Raw genomic sequence first — 25,517 nt, 5'->3', positions numbered from 1 at the left:
GGATGGCGCGGAGGACTATCCCAGCCGGTCCGGGCGGCGGGCACGCCGGGCGGCGGCGAAGCGGGCGCGCAGCACCCTTCCGGCAGCGCCCTCACCGGGCGCGATCGGCGTCGCGCGCGGGGCGGCGAGGCGGCGGGCGGCGGCGAGATCGCCGCCATACCAGCCGATACCGAGCCCGGCGAGCAGCGCCGCGCCGAGCGCGGAGGCGTCCGCGGTGGCGGCCGGCACCACCGGCAGGCCGGAGAGATCGGCGAGCAGGCCGGCCCAGAAGGGCACGCGCGAGCCGCCACCCGAAAAGACGATGCGCCGTTGCGGCGCGAGCCGGCCGAGCCGCTCGATCGACAGGCAGAGATCGGCCGAGACGCCTTCGACGATCGCCCGCAGGAGATGCGCCCGGCCGTGCTTCATCGACAGACCGAGAAAGCCACCACGCGCCTCGGGGTCGAAATCGGGACTGCCGGCGCCGGCGAGATAGGGCAGGAAGATCAGCCCCTCGCTGCCGAGCGGCAGCGCCGCCGCCTCGGCCGCGATCGGCCCGATCCAGCCCGGATCGGGCGTCGCCGCGCCGGTGACGAGGCCGGCGAGCCAGGCGAGCGCGCCGCCGCCGCCGAAATGCGAGGCGATCGCATAGAGCACGCCGGGCTCGACGGAAGGCAGGGTGTTGAAGGGTTCGACGAGCGCCGCGTCGATGCCCGGCACGCCGGCGATCACATTGGCGCTGGTGCCGATCGTCACCGCGACATCGCCGGAGAGATCGACGCCGGTGCCGAGGATCGCGGCCGCCATGTCGGCCGCGCCGACGATCACCGGCAGGCCGGCCGGAAGGCCGAGTTCGGCCGCCGGGTCGGCAAGGAGCGGGCCGGCGACGGCGTCCGGCCGGCGGATCGGCGGCAGCTTCGCCGGATCGATGCCGGCGGCCTCGGCGAGGTCGGGCGCGAAATCCCAGCGCGCCGGGTCGAACAGCATCGAGTTGCCGGCATCGGTGGTGTCGGTTTCGCGCGTGCCGGTCATCCAGACGCGCAGCCAATCCTTCGGCGAGAGCACCGCGCGGGTCGCCGCCCAGATGTCGGGATGGTGATGCTGCCACCAGAGGAGCCGCGGCAGGACGAGATGGCCGACCGGCTTGTTGCCGGTGCGGGCGACGAGCGCGGCGGCGAGATCGGCGCCGATCGCCGGAACCATGCTCGCCGCACGCTGGTCGGTGATGGTGAGGCAGGGCGCGAGCGCGCGGCCCGCCGCATCGACGAGCACCGGCGCGCTCATATGGCCGCTGAAGGAGACCGCGCGGACGATCGCCGGCCCGCCGGCGGCCTCCGCCTCGGCGAGCGCGGCGCCGACCGCAAGGATGGCGGCGCGGCGCCAGTCCTCCGGGTCCTGCTCCGACCAGCCCTCGACCGGCTGCCGCGTCGGATAGGGCGCGCGGCCGGTCGAAAGCATCCGCGCCCCGGCATCGACCAGCACCGCCTTGACGGCCGAGGTGCCGATGTCGATGCCGAGCACCGCCTCGATCACTTGACGGCGCCCTCGGTGAGACCGGAGACGAAGAAGCGGCCGACAAAGGCGAAGAAGACGACGACCGGCAGGATCGACAGCGAGGCGCCGGCGAGCAGCAGGCCCCAGTCGATCTGATACTGGCCGATGATGCCCGACAGGCCGACCGGAATCGTCCGCTTCGCATCCGACAGGATGAGCACGGAGGCGAAGAGATATTCCGTCCAGCTCGACACGAAAGCGAAGACGGCGATCGAGGCCATGCCGGGCCCGAGGAGCGGCACCAGCACATAGCGCGCGGTCTCGAAGAGCGATGCGCCGTCGATCGCCGCCGCCTCCTCGAGCTCGTGCGGCAGGGCGGCGAAGAAGGTCCGCATCATCCAGATCGAGAAGGGCAGCGCGAAGGTGACGTTGACGATGACGAGCGCGGTGCGGGTGTCGATCAGGCCGAGCTTCGCGAACATCAGATAGATCGGGATCAGGATGACGATCGAGGGGAAGGCATAGGCGACCATCACCATCCGGTAGATCAGCTCGCGGCCGCGGAATTCGAGGCGGAAGAAAGCATAGCCCGCGAGCGTGGCGAGCGCCACGGTGATCGCCGCGGAGAGCAGCGCGACGACGAGGCTGTTGCCGAAATAGGCCGGGAAATCCGAGGTGGCGAGGAGCTTCTGGTAGTGCTGGAGCGTGAAGCTCTTCGGGAAATAGGTCGGGATGCGATGGATGATCTCGCGCGGCAGCTTGATCGAGCTCGACAGCACCGCCCACATCGGGAAAAGCACGACGAGCGCGAGGACGAGCAGGCCGAGGAGGAGCGCCGCCGTGCCGGCGAGGCCGCGCTTCATGACCGCTTCTCCTTCGGGGCGAGCGTCTCGAGCAGCATCACGGCGAGGCCGATCATCAGGAGACTGGCGATCACCGACATCGCCGCCGCATCGCCCATCCGGTAGGCCTTGAAGGCCGTCTCGTAGATCAGCACCGGCAGGGTGCGCGTCGCCCCGGCCGGCCCGCCGGCGGTCAGAAGCCAGATCACGTCGAAGACGTTGAAGGAGAGCAGCGTGCCCATCACGGTGAGGACGAGAAGGGTGGGCTTGAGGAGCGGCCAGGTGATGGCGAAGAAGCGTTGAAGCGGATTGGCGCCGTCGACCGCCGCCGCCTCGTAGACGTCCGCCGGGATGCGCTGCAGGGCGGCGAGCAGCATGACCGCGACGAAGGGGAACCAGCGCCAGGAATTGATGAGGATGAGGCTCGTCATCGCCATCGGCCCGCTCGCGAAGAAGCCGACCGGCCGGTCGATCAGGCCGAGCTGGATGAGCAGCGGATTGACCAGACCGCCCGAGGGTGACAGGAGCCAGCGCCAGATGATGACGATCACCACGGTCGGCACGATCCAGGTCAGGATGATCCAGACCCGGGCGATGCGGACGCCGGGAAAGCGCTGGTCGAGGACGAGGGCGGCGATGACGGCGAGGAGGGTCTGGACGAGCGCATTGCCGACCACCCAGACCGCGCTGGTGCCGAGCGCCGCCCAGAAGGTCGGGTCGGCGAGCACCCGCAGATAGTTGTCGGCGCCGGAGAACGGCCCGGCGGCGCCGATGACGCGGATGTCGTGCAGGCTGATGTCGACTGCCGAGACGATCGGGATGACGAGCGTCGCGGCGAGGAGCCCGAGCGCCGGCGCGATCAGGAGATAGGGCAGGAGGCCCGCCGAGCGGCGGGCGGGCCGGAGCGTCTTCGGGGTCATGCGCGCGTCCGCGGGATCGGGCCGGGCGGGGGCCGGAGCCCCCGCCCGCCCTTCGCTTCGGGGGCTCTTACTTGGTGGCCTCGGTCATCGCGGCGGCGCCTTCCTTGACGGCGGTCGCGGCGTCGCTGCCGTTGATCACCACCTTCTGCAGCGTCTCGGCGAGCATGTTCTGCGCCGAGATGGCGCCGATCGCCGGGAAGACATGGCCGCCGGTGAAGCCGAACAGCATGCCGCGGTCGGCATTCTTGATCATCTGCTCGACCTGGCTCTTGTACTTCACGACGAGCGGATCGCTCCAGAAGGTCCCGGCGGCGGCACCATCCTTGGTGACCGGCAGGAAGAGGCCGGGCTCCATGGTGAGGAACTTGCCGTAATTGTCGGGCTGGAGCAGGAAGCGGATGAACTTCTTCGACGCCTCGCGCTTCGCCGGATCCTTCGACAGGAACATCACGCCGTTCGAATAGGCGATCGTCGAGGAGTCGGCCTGATCATCGGCGTGCGGCACCGGCGCGACGCCGAGATTGGCCGCGTCGCCGCCGCCCTGCGCGTCATAGGTGCTGATCACCGTGAACTGCAGGATCATCGCGCAGGTCTCGCTGGAGAAGCAGGCCTCGGCCTCGCCCCAGGTCCAGTTCGCCGCATCGGGCGACGAATATTGATAGAGATCCTTGTAGAAATCATAGGCCCCGACCGTCTTCTCGTTATCGAAGGCGATCGAACCGTCGGCATTGAAGAGGTCCGACGCGCCGTTGTTGACCATCACGGCATAGGTGGTCTGGTCGGTATAGAGCTGCTTGTTGGCGGGCAGGCCGACACCGACGATGCCGTCCTTGGAGAGGGTCTGCGCGGCGGCCTTCCACTCGCTCCAGGTCTTCGGCGGGGCGACGCCGGCATCGTCCAGCATCTTCTTGTTGTACCAGAGCGACAGCGCCATGTTGTAGAGAGGAACCGCCCAGACGCCGCCGTCATAGCTGTAGGGCTCGACCGCCGCCGGCACGAAGCCGTGCTCCGCGTCGAGCTCCTTGACGAAATCGGCGACCGATTCGAGCTGGTCGACCTTGCGCACCACGGTGGTGAAATCGGGGATGGCGAACAGCATGTCCGGCGGATTGCCGGCCGCGATCGCCGCCGGGACCTTGGCGTAGACCTGATCCCAGCTCTGCGGCTCCTGCACCACCTTGATGTCCGGATTGGCGGCGTTGAAGGCGTCGATCAGTTCCTGGATGCGGGCGACGCGGTGCGGCGGCTGCTCCATGTGCCAGAGCTTGACCTCGGTCTGCGCATAGGACGGCGCAGCGCCGAAGGCGCCCGCCAAGGCGAGCGCACCCGCCAGAAGTGTCGGCTTCAAAGACATCGTTGCTTCCCTCTGTTGCCGCGCCCCTAGAGGTGCGGATTGCGCGCCCGATAGCGTTCGGCGAGTTCCCTGTTGCGCTCGGCCGCCCCCGGCATGTTGGCGCTGACATAGACGGGGGGCTCGTGTCCGCCCGCGGCGAGATTGGCCGCGACCTGGACGAAGACGGCGTTCAAGAGGCCGGCCGCGAGCACGGTCGAGACCGGGCCGGCATGGAGCGTGCCGTCGATCGCCACCGCGGCGTCGCCCGGCGGTGCACCGGTGTCGATCACCGTGTCGGCGACATCGGCGAGCCGGGTCCGGCCATGGGCAGCGGCGGTCGAATAATCGATCGAGGTCATCGCGACGACGTGGGCGCCGCGCGCCCGGCCATAGGACGCCGCCTCGACCGGCACGGCGTTGACGCCGCTGGTCGAGAAGACGAACAGCACGTCCCCGGAGGAGATCGGGTAGCGGCCGAGCACGATCTCGGCGAGGCCGGACATCCGCTCGAAGCGCGTGCTCGCGATCGCGCCCTCGTGCAGCATGATCGGCGTGGCGAGGATCGGCACGACGCAGGCGAGCCCGCCGGCGCGAAAATGCCCCTCCTCCGCCATCAGATGCGAGTGCCCGGTGCCGAACAGATAGATCACCCCGCCGCGGGCGACCGCCTCGCTCGCCGCGAGCGCCGCTGCGGCGAGCGCGCCGGCCTCCCGCTCGGCGGCGCGGCGCAGAAAGCCGATCGCGGTGTCGAGATAGGTCGCGGCGGCGGTCATGCGTCGGAACTCCCGGGGGCGAGGCGAACCCGCATGGTGAAGCGGTCGCCGCGATAGACGGACTGGACGAACTCGATCGGCCGGCCCTCGGCCGTCAGGCTGAGCCGGGTCATGCGCAGCACCGGCGCGCCAACGGCGACGTCGAGGATCGGCGCGTCGGAGGCGGCGGCCGGCGCGCTCTCGAAGGTGTTCTCCGCCTCGACGGGCAGGATGCCGAACACCCGCTTCAGCGTCGCATAGAGGGATTCGGTGGCGAAGTCGGCCGCATCGAGCAGGCCGGGCGCGAGCGCCTCCGGCACATGGGCGCTTTCGAGCGCCACCGGCACGCCGTCGGCGAGACGCAGGCGCAGCAGGTGATGGACCCGCTCCCCCGCCTTCAGCCCGAGCGGGCCGAGCACGTCCTCCGGCGCCGCGACGGTGCGCGCGGAGAGCACGACGCTCGACGCCTTGCGGCCCGAGCGGCGGACCTCCTCGGTAAAGCTCGTCAGCGTCTGCAGGCGCTGGTCGATGCGGCTCGCGGCGACGAAATAGCCGCGCGAGCCGATGCTCGCCACGAGGCCCTGCTCGACGAGCGCCTTCAGCGCGCCGCGCGCCGTCATCCGGCTGACCCCGAACTCGACGCTCAGTTCCCGCTCGGACGGCACGCGGCCGCCGACCGCGAGCGCGCCGGAGCGGATCGAGGCGCCGAGCGCATCGGCGATGCGCCGGTAGTGCGGGAGGGAAGAGTCGTCCGCCATCGCGTCTCTGGTCTAGACCAATCGAACCGGTCTAGACCTTACCCGAAGCGAGCCCGTTGTCGAGTCCCCCCGCGGCGCCGGCCCACAGCGCGGCGTGCGGCCCGCCGGCCGCAAAGCCGCCTCAATGCGCCGCACAAATACGCTGCTCTCTTCCCGGATCAGTCGCAGCGGACGGGCCGATGCACGCCTTTCTCGCGTCCGCGCGCCGGGCTCTCTCCCCCGGCGCCCCGGCGCCGTTCGCCGCGCGGCTGCGGCGGCAGCCCTTCGCGCTCGCCCTCCTCGCCTCGCTCGGCCTGCACCTCCTCGCCGCGCTCGTCGTCTTCCTGCTGCCCGACCGCGGCCGGATCGTCGCGCCGCAGGAACGGGTGGTGTCGGTCGAGATCCTGAGCCCGGGCGCGTTTCGCGCGCTGCGGCCCGAACGGGCGCCCGCCGCCGCGCCGGACACCGCGGCACCGCGGACGCCGGCCGAACCGGGGGCGGGCGGCGGGGCGGAGGCCGGCCTGACGCGGGCGACGCGGCTGCGCGCCGCCGCCCTCCTCGCCGAGCCGGGCAGCCGTCAGGTGCGCGAGGCGCTGCCGCAGCTCGCCGATGACGAGCGGATGATCCAGCTCTGCGACATCGAGGCGATCGAGCAGATCCGGCACGGACCGGGCGGCTTCCTGCCCGAGACGGTGGTCGCCTATGCGCTCGCCGAGCCGCGCCGGATCGGCTGGCGGCTCGAGGCCGACGGCGCCGCCTTCCGCAGCCGGCGGCAATGGTATGGCTTGCGCTTCCGCTGCGAGGTGGCGGCCGATTTCTCCCGCGTCGTCGACTTCGCCTTCCGCGTCGAGAAGCGCATTCCGCGCAATAGCTGGAGCGCGCGCGGCCTCACCGCGACGGACGGCCCGGCGGACTGACCGCGCCTCAGCGCTCGCCGGCGAGATCGCGCCGCGCCTTGTCGAGCTCCTCGGCATAGCGGCGCAGCAGATGCGGCTCGGTCAAGAGGCCGACGACGCGCAGCGTCGCCCTGCCGTCGACCACGGCGAGCTCCTCGCTCTTCTCGATCTCGAACAGCCGGGCGGCGTCCTCCGCGCTCATCGAGGGCAGGAGGATGGCGTCGCGATAGCGCACCAGCGCCCCGATCGTCGCGTCGGCCGCCGGCGCCGCCGCGGCATGGGCGTCGGCGACGATGACGATGCCGGCATAGCGGCCCTCCGGATCGATCGCGATGACGCGCTGCGCGGCACCGAGCGGATAGGCGGCGCGGAAGGCGGCGATCGTCGCGCCGAGCGGCACGGTGCGCACATCGGCGCGCATCATGCTGCCGACCGTCAGATTGCGCATCCAGCCGACGTCATGGGCGCTGCGGATGGTCTCGCCGCGCAGATGCAGCCGCCAGGTCGAGAAGGAATAGCCGAAGGTCTCGCGCACCACGACGGCCGACATGATCGACACCGCGAGCACGGCGACGGAGATGGCGAGATCGCCGGTCGTCTCGAGCACGAGGAAGGTCATCGTCATCGGGCCGCCGACCACGCCGACCGCCATCGAGGCCATGCCGACCACGGCGGCGACGACCGGCACGACGCCGGCCGCCGCCCCGACCCCGACGAGCGCGGCGGCGAACAGCTTGCCGAGCAGGGCGCCGAGAAAGAGCGAGGCGAAGAACAGCCCGCCGCGGAAGCCGGCGCCGAGCGAGACGGCGGAGGCGAGCGCCTTCAGCCCGAAGAGCAGAGCGAGCAGCGTCCAGGGCTGTTCTGCGCCGAGTTCGATATGCAGCGCCCCGTGACCGGAGGAGAGCACTTCCGGGCTCCACAGCGCGAGCCCGCCGACGACCAGCCCGCCGAGCGCGGGGCGGAGCACCGGCGGGCAGCGGAGCGCCGAGAAACCGCGCTCGACCGCCGTGACGAGCTGCATCAGCGCCACCGCGGCGAGGCCGCCGACGACGCCGAGCGCCAGGAAGGGCAGCAGATCGTGCGCCGTCATCGCCGGGATGGCGCCGACCGTCACCGGCGTGCCGACCGCGCCGAGCCAGGCGGCGGTGAGGCTCGCGGCGACCGAAGCCGCCATCACCGGCGCGACGAGGGCGACCGTATAGGTGCCGATGATCAGTTCGAAGGCATAGAAGGCGCCGGTAATGGGCGCGCCGAAGGCGGCCGAGATGGCGCCGGCGGCGCCGCAGCCGACCAGCATGCGGACTTCGCTGCGCCTGAGTTCGAGGAAGCCGCCGAGCTTCGAGGCGAGGGCGGCGCTCGCCTGCGTATAGCCCGCCTCGAGGCCGACCGAGGCGCCGCAGCCGCTCGAAACGACGGTCTGACCGGCGACGAAGAGGCTCTCGCCGAGCCCCATCCGGCCGCCATGGAGCGCATTCGCCTCGATCGGATCGACCGGCGGCCGGGCGAGAAGATGCCGCGCGGCGAGCGCCGAGAGCCCGATCACCACGCCGCCCGCTGCGGGGATCAGGGCGAGGAGCGGCGTGGCGAGCGCCGATTGGGCGCTCAGCCGGCTGCCCTCGGCAACGCCATAGAGGCGCACGTGCGCGGCATGGGTGAACCATCCCATCGCCGTCACGACGAGGCCGGCGAGCACGCCCGTCGCCGCGGCGACGAGGAGGAGGCCGATCTCGCGAAACCGCGTCAGCCGCGGCAGCAGGGTGCGGACGAGGCGCAGGCGCGCCGGCTCGGTCGACAACGGGGCCTCGTCGGCTCGCTTGCGGGGTCGGCTGCGGAGGAGAAGACCGGTCGGCACCGCGGAACGGCCGGCCCCGGCCCCGCGCCCCGCGCCCGCCGTTCCATAGCCCCTCCCCCGCCGCCCCGGCAACCTCCCGCCCGCGGCCGAGGCGCCGGGTCGCAGGGGGGAAGCAGCGATCGGACCGCGCTTATCCGATCTCGCTTTTCTACGTTTCCATCCACGCTCCCGCGGGGGGAGCGACGCTGACCGCGCTCTACCAGTTCCGCGGGCCGCCGTTTCGATCCACGCTCCCGCGGGGGAGCGACCGCAGGGCCTCGCGAGGACCTTCAATCGGCGCACGTTTCGATCCACGCTCCCGCGGGGGGAGCGACACCCGCTCACCGCGCGCCTCGCCGAGATCGACGAGTTTCGATCCACGCTCCCGCGGGGGGAGCGACATGTCGTTGTCGGACAGCCCGTCATTGACGGTGATGTTTCGATCCACGCTCCCGCGGGGGGAGCGACCCGCCGCGGTTACCGCCGAGGCGAGCGTGGCGGTGTTTCGATCCACGCTCCCGCGGGGGGAGCGACCGCCGTCCGCGTCATACTCTGTTTCTATCAAGCCGTTTCGATCCACGCTCCCGCGGGGGGAGCGACGAGCGGATCGGCGGCCCGGTCCAGCACGCCGAGGCGTTTCGATCCACGCTCCCGCGGGGGGAGCGACCCGTCGAGCGCCGGGCTCCACGGGTCGCGCGCCGCGTTTCGATCCACGCTCCCGCGGGGGGAGCGACGTGCCGAGCCCGGCCGCGATCTCGTCGGCCGTGCCGTTTCGATCCACGCTCCCGCGGGGGGAGCGACCACCGCCCTCGGGTGCGCGAAGGATCATGTCGGAGTTTCGATCCACGCTCCCGCGGGGGGAGCGACCCTCCGGCATGGCGCCCTTCTTTTCGCCCTCAGCGTTTCGATCCACGCTCCCGCGGGGGGAGCGACGGCCGGCATGCGGGTTCCCGCGACGATCCGCTTGTTTCGATCCACGCTCCCGCGGGGGGAGCGACTGTTGTCGTCGCAGGCCGTCACGGAAGCCCGTAAGTTTCGATCCACGCTCCCGCGGGGGGAGCGACGTCTGCCCTGTGTAGGGCTTGAACCACTGCCCAGTTTCGATCCCCGCTCCCGCGGGGGGAGCGACAGCCGGTCGACCCGCCGCTCGGCGGTGGCGAGATCGTTTCGATCCACGCTCCCGCGGGGGGAGCGACGAATGGCGCTCGTCGGCTCATAGGACTTTGGCGGTTTCGATCCACGCTCCCGCGGGGGGAGCGACGGTCAAAGACCTTCGGCACACCTCCGCCGGCATGGTTTCGATCCACGCTCCCGCGGGGGGAGCGACAGCCCGCTTTGCCCTGTTTTACCCAGTCCTGGAACGTTTCGATCCACGCTCCCGCGGGGGGAGCGACGTCAGAGGATTGGTCCCCTCGCCGCGGAGCGCCGCGTTTCGATCCACGCTCCCGCGGGGGGAGCGACCCCCGGATGGAGCGCGAGGGGGCGGAGATGGGGGCGTTTCGATCCACGCTCCCGCGGGGGGAGCGACATGGGCGTGGCCGCGACTGGCACCGCCTCGACGATGTTTCGATCCACGCTCCCGCGGGGGGAGCGACCGCACAGCGATACCGTGCTGCGCAGGCCGCGGTGTTTCGATCCACGCTCCCGCGGGGGGAGCGACCCTATTCGGGCTCCGCTGCCGGCGATGTCGATCAGTTTCGATCCACGCTCCCGCGGGGGGAGCGACGATCTCGGCGGGGTGGATCCTTGCGCGGGTCATGTTTCGATCCACGCTCCCGCGGGGGGAGCGACGGCTCGACCTCGGCCTGCGAGATGCTTCCCGGTCGGTTTCGATCCACGCTCCCGCGGGGGGAGCGACCGACCGTCTATGCGACCTGGATCTTGAGCTGCCAGTTTCGATCCACGCTCCCGCGGGGGGAGCGACTTTAAATCCGTCCAATGCGATCATGCTCATTCTGTTTCGATCCACGCTCCCGCGGGGGGAGCGACAGCATGCGGAGCCGGTCGACGCGGGCGGCGTGAGGAGTTTCGATCCACGCTCCCGCGGGGGGAGCGACACGTCTCGTCGGTCCACTCGATCTTGGTCACGGCGTTTCGATCCACGCTCCCGCGGGGGGAGCGACGTTCCCCGGGCGCCTTTGCCAAGAGGCGCGCGCGGTTTCGATCCACGCTCCCGCGGGGGGAGCGACGCGCTTGCACGATGGCGGCTCTGAGGGAGGCCGGTTTCGATCCACGCTCCCGCGGGGGGAGCGACCCGCTGAGGCGTTCATCGAGGCCGAGCGCAAGATGTTTCGATCCACGCTCCCGCGGGGGGAGCGACCCACGGTCGACGGCGGGTCCATCGGCGCCGACATGTTTCGATCCACGCTCCCGCGGGGGGAGCGACTATCACGAGATCGTCTTCAAGGTGCGGGCCGAGACGTTTCGATCCACGCTCCCGCGGGGGGAGCGACGGTGCGCAGTGTAACCGATTGGCCGGCTTTGAAAATATCGGGGCGTGGCGCGAACCGGCGTCGATCGGACGGCAGGCCGGGGCCTGCCGGCGGCGCGCTCGGGGGCGGGCCGCGGCGGGCCGGGCTTCTGCGGCCGCGCGAACCCGCCGGAGACATCGTGATCGCTTCGGGTTCGCGCCCGCGCCGTGGCCCGCCGCCCGATCGCGCGACGGCGGGTCGAGGGGGCTTTCCGCTCCGGCCCACGCATCTTCGCCCCTGCCGCCCTTTCGTGCGAGCATGATTGTTTCCGCCCGGAAAATACCGTATAGGTTGCAGTGTTGGTCGAATGGTTCCGCTTCCCGATGCCGCCACCTCCCGCCGCGATCCTCTCCGTCGCCGACAAGCGCGGGCTCGACGAGATCGCGGCGGCCTTGTCGGCGAAGGGGGTCACCCTGTTCGCGACCGAGGGCACGGCGGCGCATCTCAGGGCCGCCGGCCTCGCGGTGTTCGACCTCGCCGATCTCACGGGCATGCCGCCACTGCTCGGCGGACGGGTCAAGGCGCTTCACCCGGCCGTCTTCGCCGGGCTGATGGCGCACGAGGACGAGACGGCGGCGCTCGAGGCGATGGGGAGCCGGCCGATCGACTATCTGATCGCCGGGGTGACGCCGCTCGACGCCGGCGACAGGCTCGAGCGGATGGACATTGGCGGGCCGGCGATGATCCGTGCCGCCGTGAAGACGCATCGCCGCGTGACGGTCGCCACCGAGCCGGAGGATTACGCGCCGATCATCGCGGCGCTGCGGGCAGCGGGCCGGGTCGGCAACGCCCTGCGGCGCGAGCTCGCGGCGCGGGCGCTCGCCCGGCTCGCCGCGGCGGATGCGGCGGCCGCCCGGGCGCTCGCCGCGCAGGCGGATCCGCAGGGCGAGGCGCCGCTCGCGCCGCCGCTCCTCGTCCGGGCGACGCGGCTGCGCTATGGCGAGAACCCGCATCAGCGCGCGACACTGTGGCGGACGGCGACCTGGGGCGCCTGCGCCGCCGGGGCGACGCTCCTGCAGGGGCGGGCGCCCTCCTACACCAATGTGCTCGACGCCGATGCCGCCTTCGCGCTCGCCGCCCGTTTCGCCCGGCCGGCGGCGGTGATCGTCAAGCACGCCGGCCCGGCCGGCGCCGCGCTCGGCGCGGACACGCAGGCCGCCTATCGCCGGGCGCTCGCCGCCGACCCCGAAAGCGCCTATGGCGGCACGGCCGGCTTCAACCGGCCGGTCGGCGGCGATCTGATGGCCACCATCCTCGAGACCTTCACCGAGGCCGTGGTGGCGCCGCATTTCACCGCGGCCGCCCGGGCCGCCGCGGCGAAACGGCCGGCGATGCGCCTGCTCGAGACGGGCTACGGCCCGCACGGAGAGGCGGAGCCGGAGGTGCGCAGCGTCACCGGAGGCCTTCTCGTGCAGACCGCGGACCGGCAGCGGATCGGCCGCGACGATCTCGTGCGCGTGACGAAGCGGGCGCCGGGCGAGGCCGAAATCGAGGACATGCTCTTCGCCCTCGAGGTGGTGCGCGCCGTCCGCTCGAATGCGGCTGTGGTGGCGCGGGACGGCGCGACGGTCGGCATCGGCGGCGGCCAGCCGAGCCGGGTCGGCGCGGTGGCGCTCGCGGTGCGCGGGCTCGCGAAGATCGGTGATACCGGCGCGGTGCTCGCCTCCGACGCCTATTTCCCCTTCCCCGACAGCGTCGAGGCGGCGGCCGCCGCCGGAATCACCGCGATCGTGCAGCAGGGCGGCGCGAGGCGCGACGCCGATACGATCGCCGCCGCCGACCGGCTCGGCCTCGCCATGGTCTTCTGCGGCCTGCGGCTGTTCCGCCATTAGGCCGGCCCGGGCGGCCGCCGCGCACAGGCTCCGCCGCCCCTTCGCCGACGGAGCGGGAGAGGGCCGCGCGGGGCCTCTCCTCAGCGCGGGGCGGCGGGGACCAGGCGATCGGCGAGGTCGATCGCAAGCGCGACCATGGTGAGGGTCGGGTTCCACGAGCCGGCACGCGGCCAGAGCGCGGCGCCGGTGACATAGACATTGGCGCTGCCGCGCAACCGATAGTCGAGATCGACCGGCGCATCGGCCGCCTCGCCGAGATAGAGCGTCGAGCCGTCGTGCACGGTCGCGTCATTCCGGTAGAGCGCGGGCGGCGGGCGCTCGGGGCGCCAGACGCCGGTATCGGCATCGCCGTGCCAGTATTCGACATCGGCGGGGCCGCCGGGCGAGAGCACGGTCTCGAGCGTCGCGAAGGTGGCGGCGTCCATCGCGTCCCAGGTCTCGCGGTCGGCGGGACTCTCGACGAGCTGCAGGAGCGCATTGGTGGTCGGATCGGGATCGGCCGGATTGGCACGGAACCAGGTCGCCGCGCCGCCCGCCTCCATCTCGCCGAGCGTCGCGCAGGGCAGCACGACATAGCCGCGCGCGCTTTCGAGCTGGCGGCGCGAGGCGGTGGTGAGCACGTCGGGCATATAGCGGAGCGCCGTGCCGCTGTTGAGGAGCGGCGCCGGATCGCTGAGCGCGGAGATCTGCATGTGATACTGCCGGTCATAACCGCCGGCCGTCCCCGCGACATAGGCCGCGCCGAGCTGCAGCCCGTCGATCGGCTCGGCGCCCTCGAACGCCGCCTTCGGCACGCGGGCGGTGATCGTCGAGGTGAAGTGCGCGCAATAGCGGCGGCCGATCTCGGGCGTGTCGAAGGCGGTGCGGACGAGCGTCGCAGCGGGCAGCGCCCCGAGCGCCAGCACGAGCTTGGCGCCGCCGAGCGTCACCGGGCCGCGGCTCGTCGTGAGGGCCGTCGCCACACCGTCCTGCGCGACGATCGTCTCGACGATGCAGGAGGCGGCGATGTCGAGCGAGGCGCCGAGGCCCGCCGCCTTCAGCCGCGCCTGCGCCTCGACGAGGGTGAGGATTTCGCCCGGCGTCGAGAATTTCTGGAAGTCGATGCGGTCCGAAACCTTGGCGTTGGAGGCGAGCGGCGCCGGCTCGGCGCGATAGACACCCGGCACCTCCGCGGGCGCGGCCTGCAAAAGCGTCTGCAGCCGGCGCTGCAGCGCGCCATAGACGGGGCGGCCGAGCCGGCCCGTCTCCTCACCCGGCAGCTCGGGATCGATGCGGTCGGCGCTCTGCACCCGCAGCAGCGCCTCCGCGGCCCCGAAGCCGCGGGTGGCGGCATCGATCACCGCCTGCGGCCAGCCGGTCATCTCCGCGGCGCTCGGGCGCGGGCACCAGGCGCTCCACAGGATCGAGCGGCCGCCGAAGAACGGCACCATGCCGTGCTGCCAGCGCAGATACCCGCCGGCGCGCCCCTCCGCCGTCACCCGCGACAGCGTCCAGGGAAAGGTCTCGGTCTGTGAGGAGAGCGTGTCGGCGAAGGGGCCTGGCAGGTTCTGGAAGTGCTCGGGCAGGAAGTATCCGCCGCGCTCGAGCATCAGGATGCGCGTTCGCGGATCGCGGGCGAGGGCGCGCTGCGCCACCGCATAGCCGCAGAAGCCGGAGCCGATCACGACGAGATCGTAATCCCCCGCGGTCCGCGCCGCCTGCCAGGCCGGCTCGTCGAGGAAGAAGATCTCGTCCATCACCGTGCCGGAGGACGGGCTCTGCGGCCCGGGAACCGGAAACCCATGGCCGATCCTGTCGGCGCGATAGCGACCCATGCGACGCCTCCCCCGCGGGGCGCGCCCGGTGCCGACCGGACGACGCCGCGCCTCCCCTCGACCGCCCCGCCGGTCCGGCGGGCTTGCCTCACTCTAGGTTACACCCTATTCATTATGCAACTTAAGATTACGGAGGCGGTCCGTGCTCACCCAGGTCTATGAGGTGACCGACCCGGCGACGGCGCGGGCCATCGCGGCAATCGGGGTCGACCATATCGGCGCCAAGGTCGGCGACGGCAGCCGCCCGCGCGAGCTCACCGTCGCCGCTGCGAGGGCCGTGATGGCGGCGGTGGGGCCGCGCGCGCGCTTCTGTGCCCTCTTCATGAGTGCCGATGTCGATGCGATCGCGGCGCACATCGCGGCGCTGCTTCCGCCGATCGTCCATCTCGGCGCGGCGCCCGAGGCGATCGGGCCGGACGACATGCGGGCGTTGAAGGCCCGTTTCCCCGGCCTCGCCCTGATGCGCAGCCTTCCGGTCGGCGACGAGGCGAGCGTGGCTCTGGCGGTCGCCTTCGCCCCGTTCGCCGACTTTCTGATGCTCGACAGCGTGCGGCCCGGCGACGGCAAGATCGGCGCGCTCGGCGTGACGCATGACTGGGCGCTCAGCCGGCGCATCGTCGAGGCGGTGCGCTGTCCGGTCCTGCTCGCCGGCGGGCTCGGGCCGGACAATGTCGCCGCGGCGATCCGGGCCGTGCGGCCGGCGGGGGTCGACTCGAAGACGCGCACCGATATCGACGGCGGCCACGCCAAGGATCTCGACAAGGTGCGGCGCTACCACGAGGCGGCGAAGCGGGAAGGCGCCCGGGTGGCGGCCTCGGGCGAACAGACGGCGGATGCCGGAACGAAACCTATTTAAGGTTGCATCTCGGCGCGATCCGTCTATCTTGGTTGCAGCTTTTCCGAGTTCAATCGCCGCGGGTCGGTTCGCCGGCCCGGGCGCCGGGAGGGGGCGACGATGGCGGAAGGTGGCGGTCTGCCGCTCGATCCGATGGCCGAGGCGCTGCGCGGCGTGCGCGGCGCGCTCGATGCCGCGGCACGGGCGAGCGGGCGGGATCCGGACGGGGTGACGCTCGTCGCCGTCTCGAAGACGGTGCCGGCGGAGCGGCTCGCCGGCGCGCTGGCCCTGGGGCTGCGGGTATTCGGCGAGAACCGGGTGCAGGAGGCGCAGGCGAAATGGCCGGCGCTGCGCGAGCGGGTGGCCGGGGTCGCGCTCCATCTGATCGGCCATCTGCAGACCAACAAGGCGAAGGATGCCGTGCTCCTCTTCGACGCCATCCAGTCGGTCGACCGGCCGGAGCTCGCCGCCGCGCTCGCCCGCGCCGCCGATCGCCTCGGCCGGCGGCCGGCCATCTTCATCCAGGTCAACACCGGCCGCGAGCCGCAAAAGGGCGGCGTCGACCCCGACGATGCCGACGCGCTGATCCGCGCCTGCCGGGCCGAGTTCGACCTGCCGGTCGGGGGGCTGATGTGCATCCCGCCGGCCGGCCGCGACCCGGCGGCCGATTTCGCCCTGCTCTCCGGCATCGCGGCGCGGAACGGCCTATCCGGCCTGTCGATGGGCATGAGCGCCGATTTCCCCGCCGCGATCGCCGCCGGCGCCACCCATGTGCGGGTCGGCAGCGCGCTGTTCGGCGCCCGGCCGCCCGCCGCCGCGCCGGGCGCTTCCGAAACCGGGGCCGACCGAGCGGAGACCGACCGATGACCGAAACGCTGCCCTTCGCGCCCGCGCTCGACGCCGCCTTCCGCCCGGGCGAGCCCCTCGTCGAGCAGGACGACCCCTTCGCGCTGTTCGCCCGCTGGATGGCGCTCGCCGAGGCGAGCGAGCCGGAGGACGCCAATGCGATGGCGCTCGCCACCGTCGACGCGGAGGGCCTGCCGAATGTCCGCATGGTGCTCCTGAAGAGCGCCGGCCCGGAGGGCTTCGTGTTCTTCACCAATACCGGCTCGCAGAAGGGGCGCGAACTCGCCGCCGGCATGCGCTGCGCGGCGGTGCTGCACTGGAAGTCGCTGCGCCGGCAGGTCCGCTTCCGCGGCCCCGCCGCCTTCGTTGACGAGGCCGAGGCGGACGCCTATTTCGCCTCCCGCTCGCGCGAAAGCCGGATCGGCGCCTGGGCGAGCCGACAGTCGCGGCCGATCCCCGACCGCGCCGCGCTCGCGCAGGCCGTCGCCGAAACGGCGGCGCGCTTCGGCGACGGGCCGATCCCGCGGCCGCCGCATTGGGCGGGCTATCGCGTCGCCCCGACGACGATCGAATTCTGGATCAACAAGCCGTTCCGCCTGCACGACCGCGTCGTCTTCCGGCGGGCCGACGCGGCGACGCCGTGGACGCACGAGCGGTTGTCGCCCTGAGCGGTCCGGCGCGAGGGAGGGAGAGCCCCATGAAACGCTGGTCGACCAAGACACCGCGGATCGAGGTGGCCGCCGGCCCGGGCCGGACGGGCCGCGCCATCTTCAGCTTCACCGACGATTTCTCCGTCTTCCACTTCTCGAAGATGCCGGACCAGATCCCCGGCAAGGGCGAGGTGGTGGCGCGGATGGGCCATGCGAGCCTCAAGGCGCTCGAATGCGCCGGCATCCATACGCACATGATCGGCTTCCGGCCGCCGCGCGCCATGGAGGTGCGGCTCGTCAACGTGCTCGATCCCGCCGAGCGTCCGCTCGGGCCGGGCGATACCGCCCGGCTCGTGCCGCTGCAGGTGATCTATCGCAACCGGCTCGGCCCCGGCGCCTCGGTCTATCGCCGCGCCGCGGCCGGGCGGGTGACGCCGGCCGATCTCGGTCTCGACGTGCTGCCGCCGCCCGACGCGCCGCTCGCCCGGCCGATCCTCGAATTCACGACCAAGCTCGAGACGATCGACCGCTTCGTGCGGGAGGACGAGGCGCGCGCGATCGCCGGGCTCACGCCCGGCCAGTTCGAGACGCTGAAGGCGATGACGCTCGAGATCGACGCCGTGCTCTCCCGCCACGCGGCGGCACGCGGCCTCGTGCTCGCCGACGGCAAGGTCGAGTTCGCGCTCGACGAGGACGGCGCGCTGATGCTCGTCGATGTCGCCGGCACGCCGGACGAAAACCGCTTCGTACTCGACGGCATCGACGTCTCGAAGCAGATCCTGCGCGATTTCTATCACGGCTTCGGGCTCGAGGCGGAGGTGCAGCGGCTCGCCGCGGCCGGCGTGCCGCGTCCGCTCTGGCCGAGCCCGCCGCGCCTGCCGCCCGTGCTCACCGCGGCGGTCGCCGAACTCTATCGGGCACTCTGCGAACGCTGGACCAGCGTTCCGGTCGGCGCGACGCGGACGCTCGAGGCGGCCGCCGCGGAAGCGGTCGGGACGCTCGCCCGCGTCGCCGTGCAGCCGGTCGCGGCGGCGATCACATAGCGCGGAACGCTGCAATCGGGGATTGCGATCCTCTGCCGCCATGATAAATTAGAAGTTGTTCTATTCACAACCATAGCGCGCCGGCATCGGCCGGCGGACGCGGCGGCATCGTGTCGCCGCGCGGGGCGGACCGCCGCCCGACGCGGCACGGACCTCCCGGGCGCCCGTGCTCCTTTCCGGCAACCGCACACCGATCGAGGTCCAAGCGATGAACGAGCTCGTCATTCTGCCCACCGCCCTCGCCCCCGCCGCCCCCGGGACGTGGGCCACCCCCGAGACCTGGGCCACCCCCGAACTGCTCCGCCTCGTCGCGGAGAAGGTCGGCACACCGGCCTTCCTCTACAGCGAGCCACGCCTCGTCGAGAATGTCGAACGGATGCGCCAGGCGGCGCGTGCAGCGGGTCTCGCCGGCCGGGTGCAGTGCTTCACGCCCTTCTTCCCCAACGCCAATCCGCACGTCATCCGCGTCTTCAAGGACCTCGACATCGGCGTGCTTGTGCAGATGCCGTCCGAATACGAGTTGCTGCGGCGTCACGGCTTCGAGAAGTTCATCGTTTCGACCGGCCACATCGCCGATCGCGAGATCGACTATTGGGCGGCGACCGGCCTGCCGATGTTCCTGTCGAGCATGGGCGAGGTGAAGCATCTCCTCGACACAGCGCCGCAGGCGAGCATCAACATCCGCTTCGACAGCCTGAGCTCCGGCAAGCCCGGCCTCAAATACAATGAGCTCTACGATCTCGCGCAGATGCTCAAGGCGCACGGCCGCTCGATCAACTGCTTCGAGCTCTATTGCGGCAGTGGAAATTCCGTCCACACCATGCTGTCGACGGTCGAACAGGTCTTCATGATCTTCAAGACCTATTTCCCGGAAGCGAAGGCGGTGAATTTCGCCGGCGGCTTTTCCTTCGGCTACGACAAGCCGGCGACGCGCGACAAGCATTTCGACTGGGCGCATTATTTCGGCCGGCTGCGCGAGCTCGCCGCGCGGCACGGCATCCCGGAGGATGTGGCCTTCTGGTTCGAGCCGGCGCGCGACCTGCTCGGCGATGTCGGCGTGCTCCTTTTGTCGGTGCAGCGTCCGCTGATCCGCCATCCCGGCGCGGCCCGCGTTTTGACCGACGGCAGCCGCATGCTGATGCCCTCCGCGCAGTACAAGGAGCGCAACCATAACGTGCTCTTCCTCGACGAGGCGATGCGGCCGATCGAGGGGCCGAGCGTCCCGGCGCTGGTGCGCGGCCGCGGCATCCTGCGCCACGAATATGTGCTGCCGCGCGAATACCGCGCGCCGGAATCGCTCGGACCGGGCGACCACGTCCTGGTGCTCGATGTCGGCGCCTATTGCGCCACGCAGCATATGGAGTTCCTCGCCATTCCGCCCGCCGCCGAAGCGATCCTCGGCACCGACGGCATCGTCCGGCTGGCGACGCGGGCCGGCATGGCGGACGACAAATGGCGGCATCTGCTCGCCGAGTGCCAGCCGCTCTGAGCGATGGCGCGCGACGACGGCCCGCTGCTCGTCGGGCTCGATTGCGGCACCAGCCGGATCAAGGCCGGCGCCTATGCGAGGGACGGGCGCTGCCTCGGCTTCGGCGCCGAGGCGGTGCCGGTGCGGTCCGATGGGCCCGACCGGGCGACGCACGACCCGGACGAACTGTGGACGGCGGCGGCCGGCGCGATCCGCGCCGCGCTCGCCGGCCTCGACGCGGACCGCGTCGCGGGCGTCGCCTGCGCCTCGGTCGGCGAGGCGGCCCTTCTCGTCGACCGGGCCGGCGCACCGCTCACCCCGATCTTCGCCTGGTTCGACCGGCGCGGCGCCGAGACCTGCCGCAGCTGGATCGAGGCCGAGGGCGCCGGGCGGCTCTATGCGCGGACGGGCCAGCCGCCGGAGCCGATCCTCTCCGCCTACAAGCTCGACTGGCTGCGCCGCCACGAGGCGGCCGCCTGTCGCGCCGCCGCCGCCTTCGTCAGCCTCGCCGATTACATGGCCTTCCGGCTGTCCGGGGTGATGGCCGCCGAGCCCTCGCTCGCGGTGCGCAGCGGCGTGCTCGACATCGCGACCGGCCGCTTCGCCGACGATCTGATCGCCGCGCGCGGGCTCGACCCCGGCCTCTTCTTGCCGTTGCAGCCGAGCGGCACGCCGCTCGGGCCGGTCCGGCCACAGGCCGCGGCCGAGACCGGCCTGCCGAGGACGGCGCTCGTCTCGATCGGCGGCTACGATCAGGCGCTCGGCGCGCTCGTCTGCGGTGGCTTCGAGCCCGGCACACTCGCCGTGACGCTCGGCAGCACCGAGGCGCAGGTGCTGCCCGCCGGCCGCGCCGTGCCCTCGCCGGCACTCGGCGCCGCCGGGGTCTGCCAATGCCTGCTCGCGGTCGAAGGCACGACGCGGCGCTTCCTGCTCAAGGGGATCTATACGGCCGGCTCGGCGCTCGAATGGCTGCGCACGGACCTCTTCGGCGGCGTCACGGCGGAAACGTTGATCGCCGAAGCCGCGGCCGTGCCACCCGGCAGCCATGGCGTCGGCTTCCTGCCGCACCTGCTGATCGGCGACGCGCCGGGCGCGCGGCTGCGGCCGAACGGCGCCTTCTGGGGCCTCGGCCTCGGCACCGGGCGGGCCACGCTCTACCGCGCCGCGCTCGAGGCGCTCGCCTATGAGGGGCGGCTCTGCACGGAGGCGATGATCGCCGCGCCCGACTCCGGCCCGGTCGAGCGGATCCGGGCGGTCGGCGGCGAGACGAGCAATCCGCTCCGCCTCGCCATCAAGGCGGCGGTCTCGGCCGCGCCGGTCGAGATCGTGGCGGCGCGAAACGCTTCCGGCCTCGGCGCGGCGCTGATGGCCGGGCTCGGCGCCGGCGTCCATCGCTCGCTCGCAGAGGCCCGGGCAGCGCTCCGGCTCGACGGCGCGGTGGTCCTCCCGGATCCCGCGCTCGTCGCCTTCTACCGCCCGGCGCTCGCCGCCTATCGGCGGGCGGCCCCGCTCGTCGCGGCGCTCGGCGCGCCGCGCTAGGGACCGCCCGCACGCCTCACGCCGCTACGCTCTCCGGCAGGAAACGGTTGTCGACGATGTCGGCGAAATCGGTGCCCGGCCCGATCAGGTCCCAGCTCCGGATCCAGGCATAGGCCCGCTCGAACTCGTCGCGGGTATAGGGCTCCGGCTCGACGAAGCGCAGCCGCGGCAGCCAGAAATCGTCCGGCGTCACGGTCTCGCGCACCCCTTCGGGCAAGGCCGCGATCAGATAGGGCAGAAAGCGCTTCTTGTCGGCGTTGATGAGGTCGACGGCGCGGATCTCGGCCCGCCGCATCGCCGCATAGGTGTCGGCGTCGAGCTCGGGACCGGCGATCTCGGAGCCGGCATAATGCGTCTCGATCACCTTCTGGAAGCCCTGCTTCTCGGCGACGGTCAGCCAGGGTTCGGTGAGCGCGATCGCCGCCACATCGCCGCGCCGCACCGCCTCGAGACCGAAGGTGTGGTGCTGGCCGACGACATTGATCTCGTCGCGCGCCATGAAGCCTTCGAGCATCTGCAGGGTGGCGTAGTGATTGCCATTGTGGAAGCTGACCGAGATCGGCGCGTTCCGCAGCGTCTGCGGATAGGTGTATTTCGAGCCGGGCGCCGAAACGATCGCCATCACCGCGACCGAGGAACGCTTGCCGATGATCTTGCCGCCGCGCCGGCTGTCGCGGGCGCGGCGGATCTGGCCCCACTCGCAGGCGCGATAGATGTTCACATCCCCCTCCTCGAAGGGCACGTGCGTGCGGATGGAATCGACCAGCGCCGGGTCGACGATGGTGTCCGGCAGGCGCTGCGCCTGACGGTTGTCGTGGAAGGTGACATCCAGCCCTTCGTCGGCGAAGAACCCCTGATCCCGCGCCACCAGCATCGGCAGCGCAAAGGCGGTGGAAACGCCGATGCCTTCACTCCTGACCTGTTTCAGCATGCCCGTTCTCCGATGACCGTCCCCGGCAGAGATGCGCCGCCATCCGGCGCGGGCGAAAGCCGCGTCTGGCGACGATCCGGGACCGGATATCTACCATAGATTGTGTGTCTCGGTCAAAAACGTCGTCATCCATCATGATCTTCCGGATTGATCGAAAATTTTCTATCGTTCTTGCACCTTATAGGCGAGTACGGTAGGCTTCCCCTGTATCGCGTAAGCCGTTTTCTAAGGAGATGAAAATGGATAGCGTCGTAAGGTGGGTATCCGACACTCTCGTCAAGCATAAGGTCGACGAAAATACCGCTCGGGAAGTCGCGAGCGGGCTGACGTCCGAGATCACGGCAGAGGCCGCGGCCGAGACCGCGCTCGAAGCCGCGAGCGAGGCGGCAAGCGAAGTCGCGGCCGAGCTCGCCGCGGAATCGAGCTCGGAACTGAGTTCGGAGGCGTCCTCGGAGGCCTCCGCCGAGGCGGCGGCCGAGGCGGCCGCCGAGAATGTCGCGGAGGCCGCGTCGGCGAAGGCCTGACGGACGGCTCGACGACACGGCCCGGGAGTGCACCGATCGGGTGCCGCCCCGACCCGGGCCGCCCGCCGGAGCGGCTGTCTGCCGCACCGCAGACAGCCGCCTCCGCCGACTCGGATCCCGCGCCCGGATTCCGCCCGGTTCGGCCCGCCGGGGCCGATTCCCCCGCTTGTCCGTGCCCTCTCCCGAAAGCCGCTCGCCGATGAACGCGCTTCCCGGTTCGAACGACGCCCGCGCCTTCGCCGCCGGACTCGCCGTGCAGCTCGATGCGCTGCCCGGCCCGACGCCCGAGGGACTCGCCCGGCTGCTGCTCGGCTTCACGGGCGGCCACCCGCTGCAGAAGGCCGGACTCGCCGTCACGCAGGCCTGGCTGATGCGCCACACGCTCGCCAAGGCACGCGAGAACAGCGCCTTCTATCGCGACCGCGCGGTCTACGGGCGCATCGAGGCGCCCGAGCCCGGCCGGCCGATCGACCTCTCCGCCCTGCCGGTGATCGACCGCCGCACCGCGGTCGCCCATGCCGAGGAGATCGTCTCCGACCGGCTCGAGCTGCGCCAGATCTGCCACAGCTCCGGCACCACCGGCACGCCGATCGAGATCTACAAATCCTATGCCGAGGTCGAGTTCATCGGCGCCTATTTCAACGCGCTGTTCCGGCCGCTGCGGCGCCGCCTGGCGGCTCTGCCGCTGTCGCTCTCCTTCCCCAACATCAATCACGGCATGCCGGTGCCGATTCCCGGCCTCGGCAAAAGCTTCCATGCCGGCGTCACCGACGACACCCTGATCCGCGATGCGGTGCGCGTGCTCGACCGCGACTACAGGATCAAGGGCCACGCGCCGCGGATCGGCCTGCTCTCCGGGCTCGAGCACCATGTGCTCTTCTTCACGAGCTATCTGCTCGAACAGGGCATCGACCCGCGCCGCTTCCGCCTGCAGGCGGTCAATGTCACGGGCAATTTCCTCGCCCGTCACTGGCTCGACTTCCTCGCCGAGTCCTGGGGAGCGATGATCAACGATCGTTTCACGCTGACCGAGGCGATCGGCGGCGCCTCCCGGCTCGGCACGACGGACGAATTCGTCCTCGACCCGCAGATCTTCGGCGAAGTGATCGACGAGGACGGCCGACCGGTCGAGGAGGGCGTCGGCCGGCTCTGCCTGACCGGCTTCGCGCCCTTCATCCAGATGCACCCGCTGATCCGCTACGACACCGGCGATCTCGTCCAGCGCACGCGACGGACCGACACCGGCCAGATGACCTTCCGCTTCCTCGGCAAGCAGAAGAACGTCGTCTCCCGCCGGCGCGGCGGGCGGCGCGACTACCTCGTCTTCTCCGCCGCGCTCAATGAGATCCTGTCGCCGCTGCCCGACATCCGGCTCTATGACTGGTTCTCGAATGTCCGTGTCGCGCTCGACCGCAGCATCGGCTCGTTGCCGCTCGTCGCGCTGCGCTACGAGGAGCCGGAGGGCGAGCGGCCCGTGCTCACCCTCGCGCTCGAGCTGCGCTATGCGCCGCATTGCTTCCGCGCCCGCACCGAGGCGCTCGCCGCGACAATCACGGCGGGCCTGCGATCCGTCGAGGGCACGGTGCTCGCCGCCGCGCTCGATGCCGGCGAGCTCGAGCTGCGCTTCGCCTTCCGCCCGCCCGAGGGGCTGAAGGAGCCGATCGTCATCAAGATCTGAAGCCCGCCGGATGGGAGCGCCGCCATGGACACCCCGTTGGACACCCCTTTGGACACACCCTTCGGTGGCCCGATCGGGGGCCGGAGCGTCACCATCACATCGCCCTGCCGGCTGAGCTTCACCCTGATCGACCTCACCGGGGCGAGCGGCCGCAGGAACGGCATGGCCTCGATGCCGGTCGAGGATCCGAGCTTCGTCGCGACGCTCGCCCCGAGCGGGGTGATGGCGGTCGATCCGGTCGAGGGGCTCGACGATTACGGCGCGCTGATCATCGGCTATCTCGAGCGGGTGCGGGCGACGCTCGGCGGCGGTGCGGCGCGCGTGACGATCGCGCGGCCGATCCCGACCCATTCCGGCTTCGGCTCGAAGACCAACACGCTGCTCTCGGTCGGCAAGGCCTATGCCGCGCTCAACGGCATCGCCACCACGACGACGCAGCTCGCCGAACTCGCCGGCCGGGCCGGCACATCGGGCGGTACCGTCAATCTGATCGACAGCGGCGGCTTTCTCGTCGATGGCGGCCACGCGACGCCGCCGGATTTCGCCGGCGCGCCGAACCGCTATCTGGTGCCGAGCCGCTATGCCGGCGCCGGCCGCCGGCCGCCGGCGCTGATCAACCTTCCCTTCCCCGACTGGCCGGTGCTGATGATCCTGCCCGACGGGGCGCACATCCATGGTGAGGCGGAACTCGCCTTCTTCCGCGCGACCCTGCCGATCCCCGAAGCGGAATCGCACCGCACCGCGCATATGGTATTGATGCGGCTCGCCCCGGCGGTGGCGGAAGCCGATTATGGCGGCTTCTGCAACGCGCTCAACGCGATCACCTTCGAGAGCTGGTTCAAGCGGCTGCAGATCGGCCTGCAGAACGATCATCTGAAGCACGTCGTCGATCACGCCCGCGACCACGGCATCGATGCGATCGGCATGAGCAGCATGGGGCCGGTCTGCTTCGCCTTCACGCGCGATCCGGAGCGGGCGACCGCCTGGCTCGACGGCCTCGTCTCAGAGCGCGTCGTGCGGCGCCACTGGTTCACCCGGATCGCCAATCGCGGCGCGGCGATCCACCTGCGCGAGGCGGCGTCCGCCTGACGCATTGGGGAGG

At 71.5% G+C, this 25,517-nt stretch carries 20 protein-coding genes and 1 CRISPR repeat array; of the genes, 11 read left to right on the top strand and 9 right to left on the bottom strand.

What is annotated here, in order from left to right; all coding sequences use genetic code 11:
* Positions 1-15 precede the first annotated feature (15 nt).
* The 6 genes from GGQ63_RS10925 to GGQ63_RS10900 all read right to left on the bottom strand — a co-directional run bounded on the left by GGQ63_RS10925 (position 16) and on the right by GGQ63_RS10900 (position 6,078).
* A complete protein-coding gene (locus GGQ63_RS10925) occupies positions 16-1,512 on the bottom strand; it encodes an FGGY family carbohydrate kinase (RefSeq protein ID WP_183855679.1) in 1,497 nt (498 codons plus the stop codon).
* Positions 1,509-2,336, bottom strand: coding sequence for a carbohydrate ABC transporter permease (locus GGQ63_RS10920; protein ID WP_183855677.1), 828 nt, complete (start codon positions 2,334-2,336; stop codon positions 1,509-1,511). Before GGQ63_RS10920 ends, GGQ63_RS10925 begins: the two co-directional genes overlap by 4 nt.
* Positions 2,333-3,235, bottom strand: a complete 903-nt coding sequence (locus GGQ63_RS10915) for a carbohydrate ABC transporter permease (RefSeq protein WP_183855675.1) — start codon at positions 3,233-3,235, stop codon at positions 2,333-2,335. Before GGQ63_RS10915 ends, GGQ63_RS10920 begins: the two co-directional genes overlap by 4 nt.
* A 67-nt stretch (positions 3,236-3,302) precedes the next feature.
* Complete coding sequence (locus tag GGQ63_RS10910; RefSeq protein ID WP_183855673.1) at positions 3,303-4,589, bottom strand: ABC transporter substrate-binding protein; 1,287 nt, start codon at positions 4,587-4,589, stop codon at positions 3,303-3,305.
* Positions 4,590-4,615: 26 nt separating this feature from the next.
* Positions 4,616-5,341: an SIS domain-containing protein gene (locus GGQ63_RS10905; protein ID WP_183855671.1), complete on the bottom strand. Its 726-nt coding sequence runs from the start codon at positions 5,339-5,341 to the stop codon at positions 4,616-4,618.
* The gene (locus GGQ63_RS10900) at positions 5,338-6,078 is read right to left on the bottom strand and encodes a GntR family transcriptional regulator (protein ID WP_183855669.1); all 741 of its coding nucleotides are present in this window, start codon (positions 6,076-6,078) and stop codon (positions 5,338-5,340) included. Before GGQ63_RS10900 ends, GGQ63_RS10905 begins: the two co-directional genes overlap by 4 nt.
* 179 nt (positions 6,079-6,257) lie before the next feature.
* Between GGQ63_RS10900 and GGQ63_RS10895 the strand changes: the two genes are divergently transcribed.
* A complete protein-coding gene (locus GGQ63_RS10895; RefSeq protein ID WP_183855668.1) occupies positions 6,258-6,974 on the top strand; it encodes a DUF930 domain-containing protein in 717 nt (238 codons plus the stop codon).
* Positions 6,975-6,981: 7 nt separating this feature from the next.
* Here GGQ63_RS10895 and GGQ63_RS10890 read toward each other — a convergent pair whose 3' ends face one another.
* Positions 6,982-8,748 (bottom strand): chloride channel protein, encoded by a 1,767-nt coding sequence (locus GGQ63_RS10890; RefSeq protein ID WP_183855666.1) that lies wholly within the window; start codon positions 8,746-8,748, stop codon positions 6,982-6,984.
* A 209-nt stretch (positions 8,749-8,957) separates the two neighbouring features.
* Positions 8,958-11,237: a CRISPR direct-repeat array (repeat unit 32 nt; unit sequence GTTTCGATCCACGCTCCCGCGGGGGGAGCGAC).
* A gap of 317 nt (positions 11,238-11,554) precedes the next feature.
* Here GGQ63_RS10890 and purH point away from each other — a divergent pair.
* Positions 11,555-13,087, top strand: coding sequence for a bifunctional phosphoribosylaminoimidazolecarboxamide formyltransferase/IMP cyclohydrolase (gene purH / locus GGQ63_RS10885; RefSeq protein ID WP_246429730.1), 1,533 nt, complete (start codon positions 11,555-11,557; stop codon positions 13,085-13,087).
* Positions 13,088-13,167: 80 nt separating this feature from the next.
* Here purH and GGQ63_RS10880 read toward each other — a convergent pair whose 3' ends face one another.
* Entirely contained in the window at positions 13,168-14,901 is a 1,734-nt protein-coding gene (locus GGQ63_RS10880; RefSeq protein ID WP_210308469.1) for a GMC oxidoreductase, read from the bottom strand.
* Between the two features lie 142 nt (positions 14,902-15,043).
* On the opposite strand from GGQ63_RS10880, the gene GGQ63_RS10875 reads away from it, so the two are divergent.
* The 6 genes from GGQ63_RS10875 to GGQ63_RS10850 all read left to right on the top strand — a co-directional run bounded on the left by GGQ63_RS10875 (position 15,044) and on the right by GGQ63_RS10850 (position 21,282).
* Positions 15,044-15,757 carry a phosphoribosylanthranilate isomerase gene (locus tag GGQ63_RS10875; protein WP_183855664.1) on the top strand — a complete coding sequence of 238 codons (714 nt, stop codon included), beginning with the start codon at positions 15,044-15,046 and terminating at the stop codon, positions 15,755-15,757.
* 99 nt (positions 15,758-15,856) lie between these two features.
* A complete protein-coding gene (locus GGQ63_RS10870; protein WP_246429729.1) occupies positions 15,857-16,603 on the top strand; it encodes a YggS family pyridoxal phosphate-dependent enzyme in 747 nt (248 codons plus the stop codon).
* Positions 16,600-17,250, top strand: a complete 651-nt coding sequence (gene pdxH / locus GGQ63_RS10865) for a pyridoxamine 5'-phosphate oxidase (RefSeq protein ID WP_183855662.1) — start codon at positions 16,600-16,602, stop codon at positions 17,248-17,250. The genes GGQ63_RS10870 and pdxH overlap by 4 nt, the downstream gene beginning before the upstream one ends.
* Positions 17,251-17,279: 29 nt before the next feature.
* Entirely contained in the window at positions 17,280-18,275 is a 996-nt protein-coding gene (locus tag GGQ63_RS10860; protein ID WP_183855660.1) for a phosphoribosylaminoimidazolesuccinocarboxamide synthase, read from the top strand.
* A gap of 208 nt (positions 18,276-18,483) precedes the next feature.
* On the top strand, positions 18,484-19,764 hold the full coding sequence (locus GGQ63_RS10855; protein WP_183855657.1) for a type III PLP-dependent enzyme domain-containing protein: 1,281 nt from the start codon (positions 18,484-18,486) through the stop codon (positions 19,762-19,764).
* A gap of 3 nt (positions 19,765-19,767) precedes the next feature.
* Positions 19,768-21,282 carry an FGGY-family carbohydrate kinase gene (locus GGQ63_RS10850; protein ID WP_183855655.1) on the top strand — a complete coding sequence of 505 codons (1,515 nt, stop codon included), beginning with the start codon at positions 19,768-19,770 and terminating at the stop codon, positions 21,280-21,282.
* Positions 21,283-21,298: 16 nt separating this feature from the next.
* Here GGQ63_RS10850 and GGQ63_RS10845 read toward each other — a convergent pair whose 3' ends face one another.
* Positions 21,299-22,213: an ABC transporter substrate-binding protein gene (locus tag GGQ63_RS10845; RefSeq protein ID WP_183855653.1), complete on the bottom strand. Its 915-nt coding sequence runs from the start codon at positions 22,211-22,213 to the stop codon at positions 21,299-21,301.
* Between the two features lie 239 nt (positions 22,214-22,452).
* Here GGQ63_RS10845 and GGQ63_RS10840 point away from each other — a divergent pair, with 239 nt between their 5' ends.
* The 3 genes from GGQ63_RS10840 to GGQ63_RS10830 all read left to right on the top strand — a co-directional run bounded on the left by GGQ63_RS10840 (position 22,453) and on the right by GGQ63_RS10830 (position 25,504).
* A complete protein-coding gene (locus GGQ63_RS10840) occupies positions 22,453-22,737 on the top strand; it encodes a hypothetical protein (RefSeq protein ID WP_183855651.1) in 285 nt (94 codons plus the stop codon).
* 199 nt (positions 22,738-22,936) lie between these two features.
* Positions 22,937-24,415 (top strand): phenylacetate--CoA ligase family protein, encoded by a 1,479-nt coding sequence (locus tag GGQ63_RS10835; RefSeq protein ID WP_183855649.1) that lies wholly within the window; start codon positions 22,937-22,939, stop codon positions 24,413-24,415.
* 24 nt (positions 24,416-24,439) lie between these two features.
* The gene (locus GGQ63_RS10830) at positions 24,440-25,504 is read left to right on the top strand and encodes a beta-ribofuranosylaminobenzene 5'-phosphate synthase family protein (RefSeq protein ID WP_183855647.1); all 1,065 of its coding nucleotides are present in this window, start codon (positions 24,440-24,442) and stop codon (positions 25,502-25,504) included.
* Positions 25,505-25,517: the final 13 nt, after the last annotated feature.

This window comes from Prosthecomicrobium pneumaticum (assembly GCF_014199915.1).
Taxonomy (GTDB): domain Bacteria; phylum Pseudomonadota; class Alphaproteobacteria; order Rhizobiales; family Kaistiaceae; genus Prosthecomicrobium; species Prosthecomicrobium pneumaticum.
Note: the sequence above shows the minus strand (reverse complement) of the source record. Positions and strands in the feature narration are given on the sequence as shown.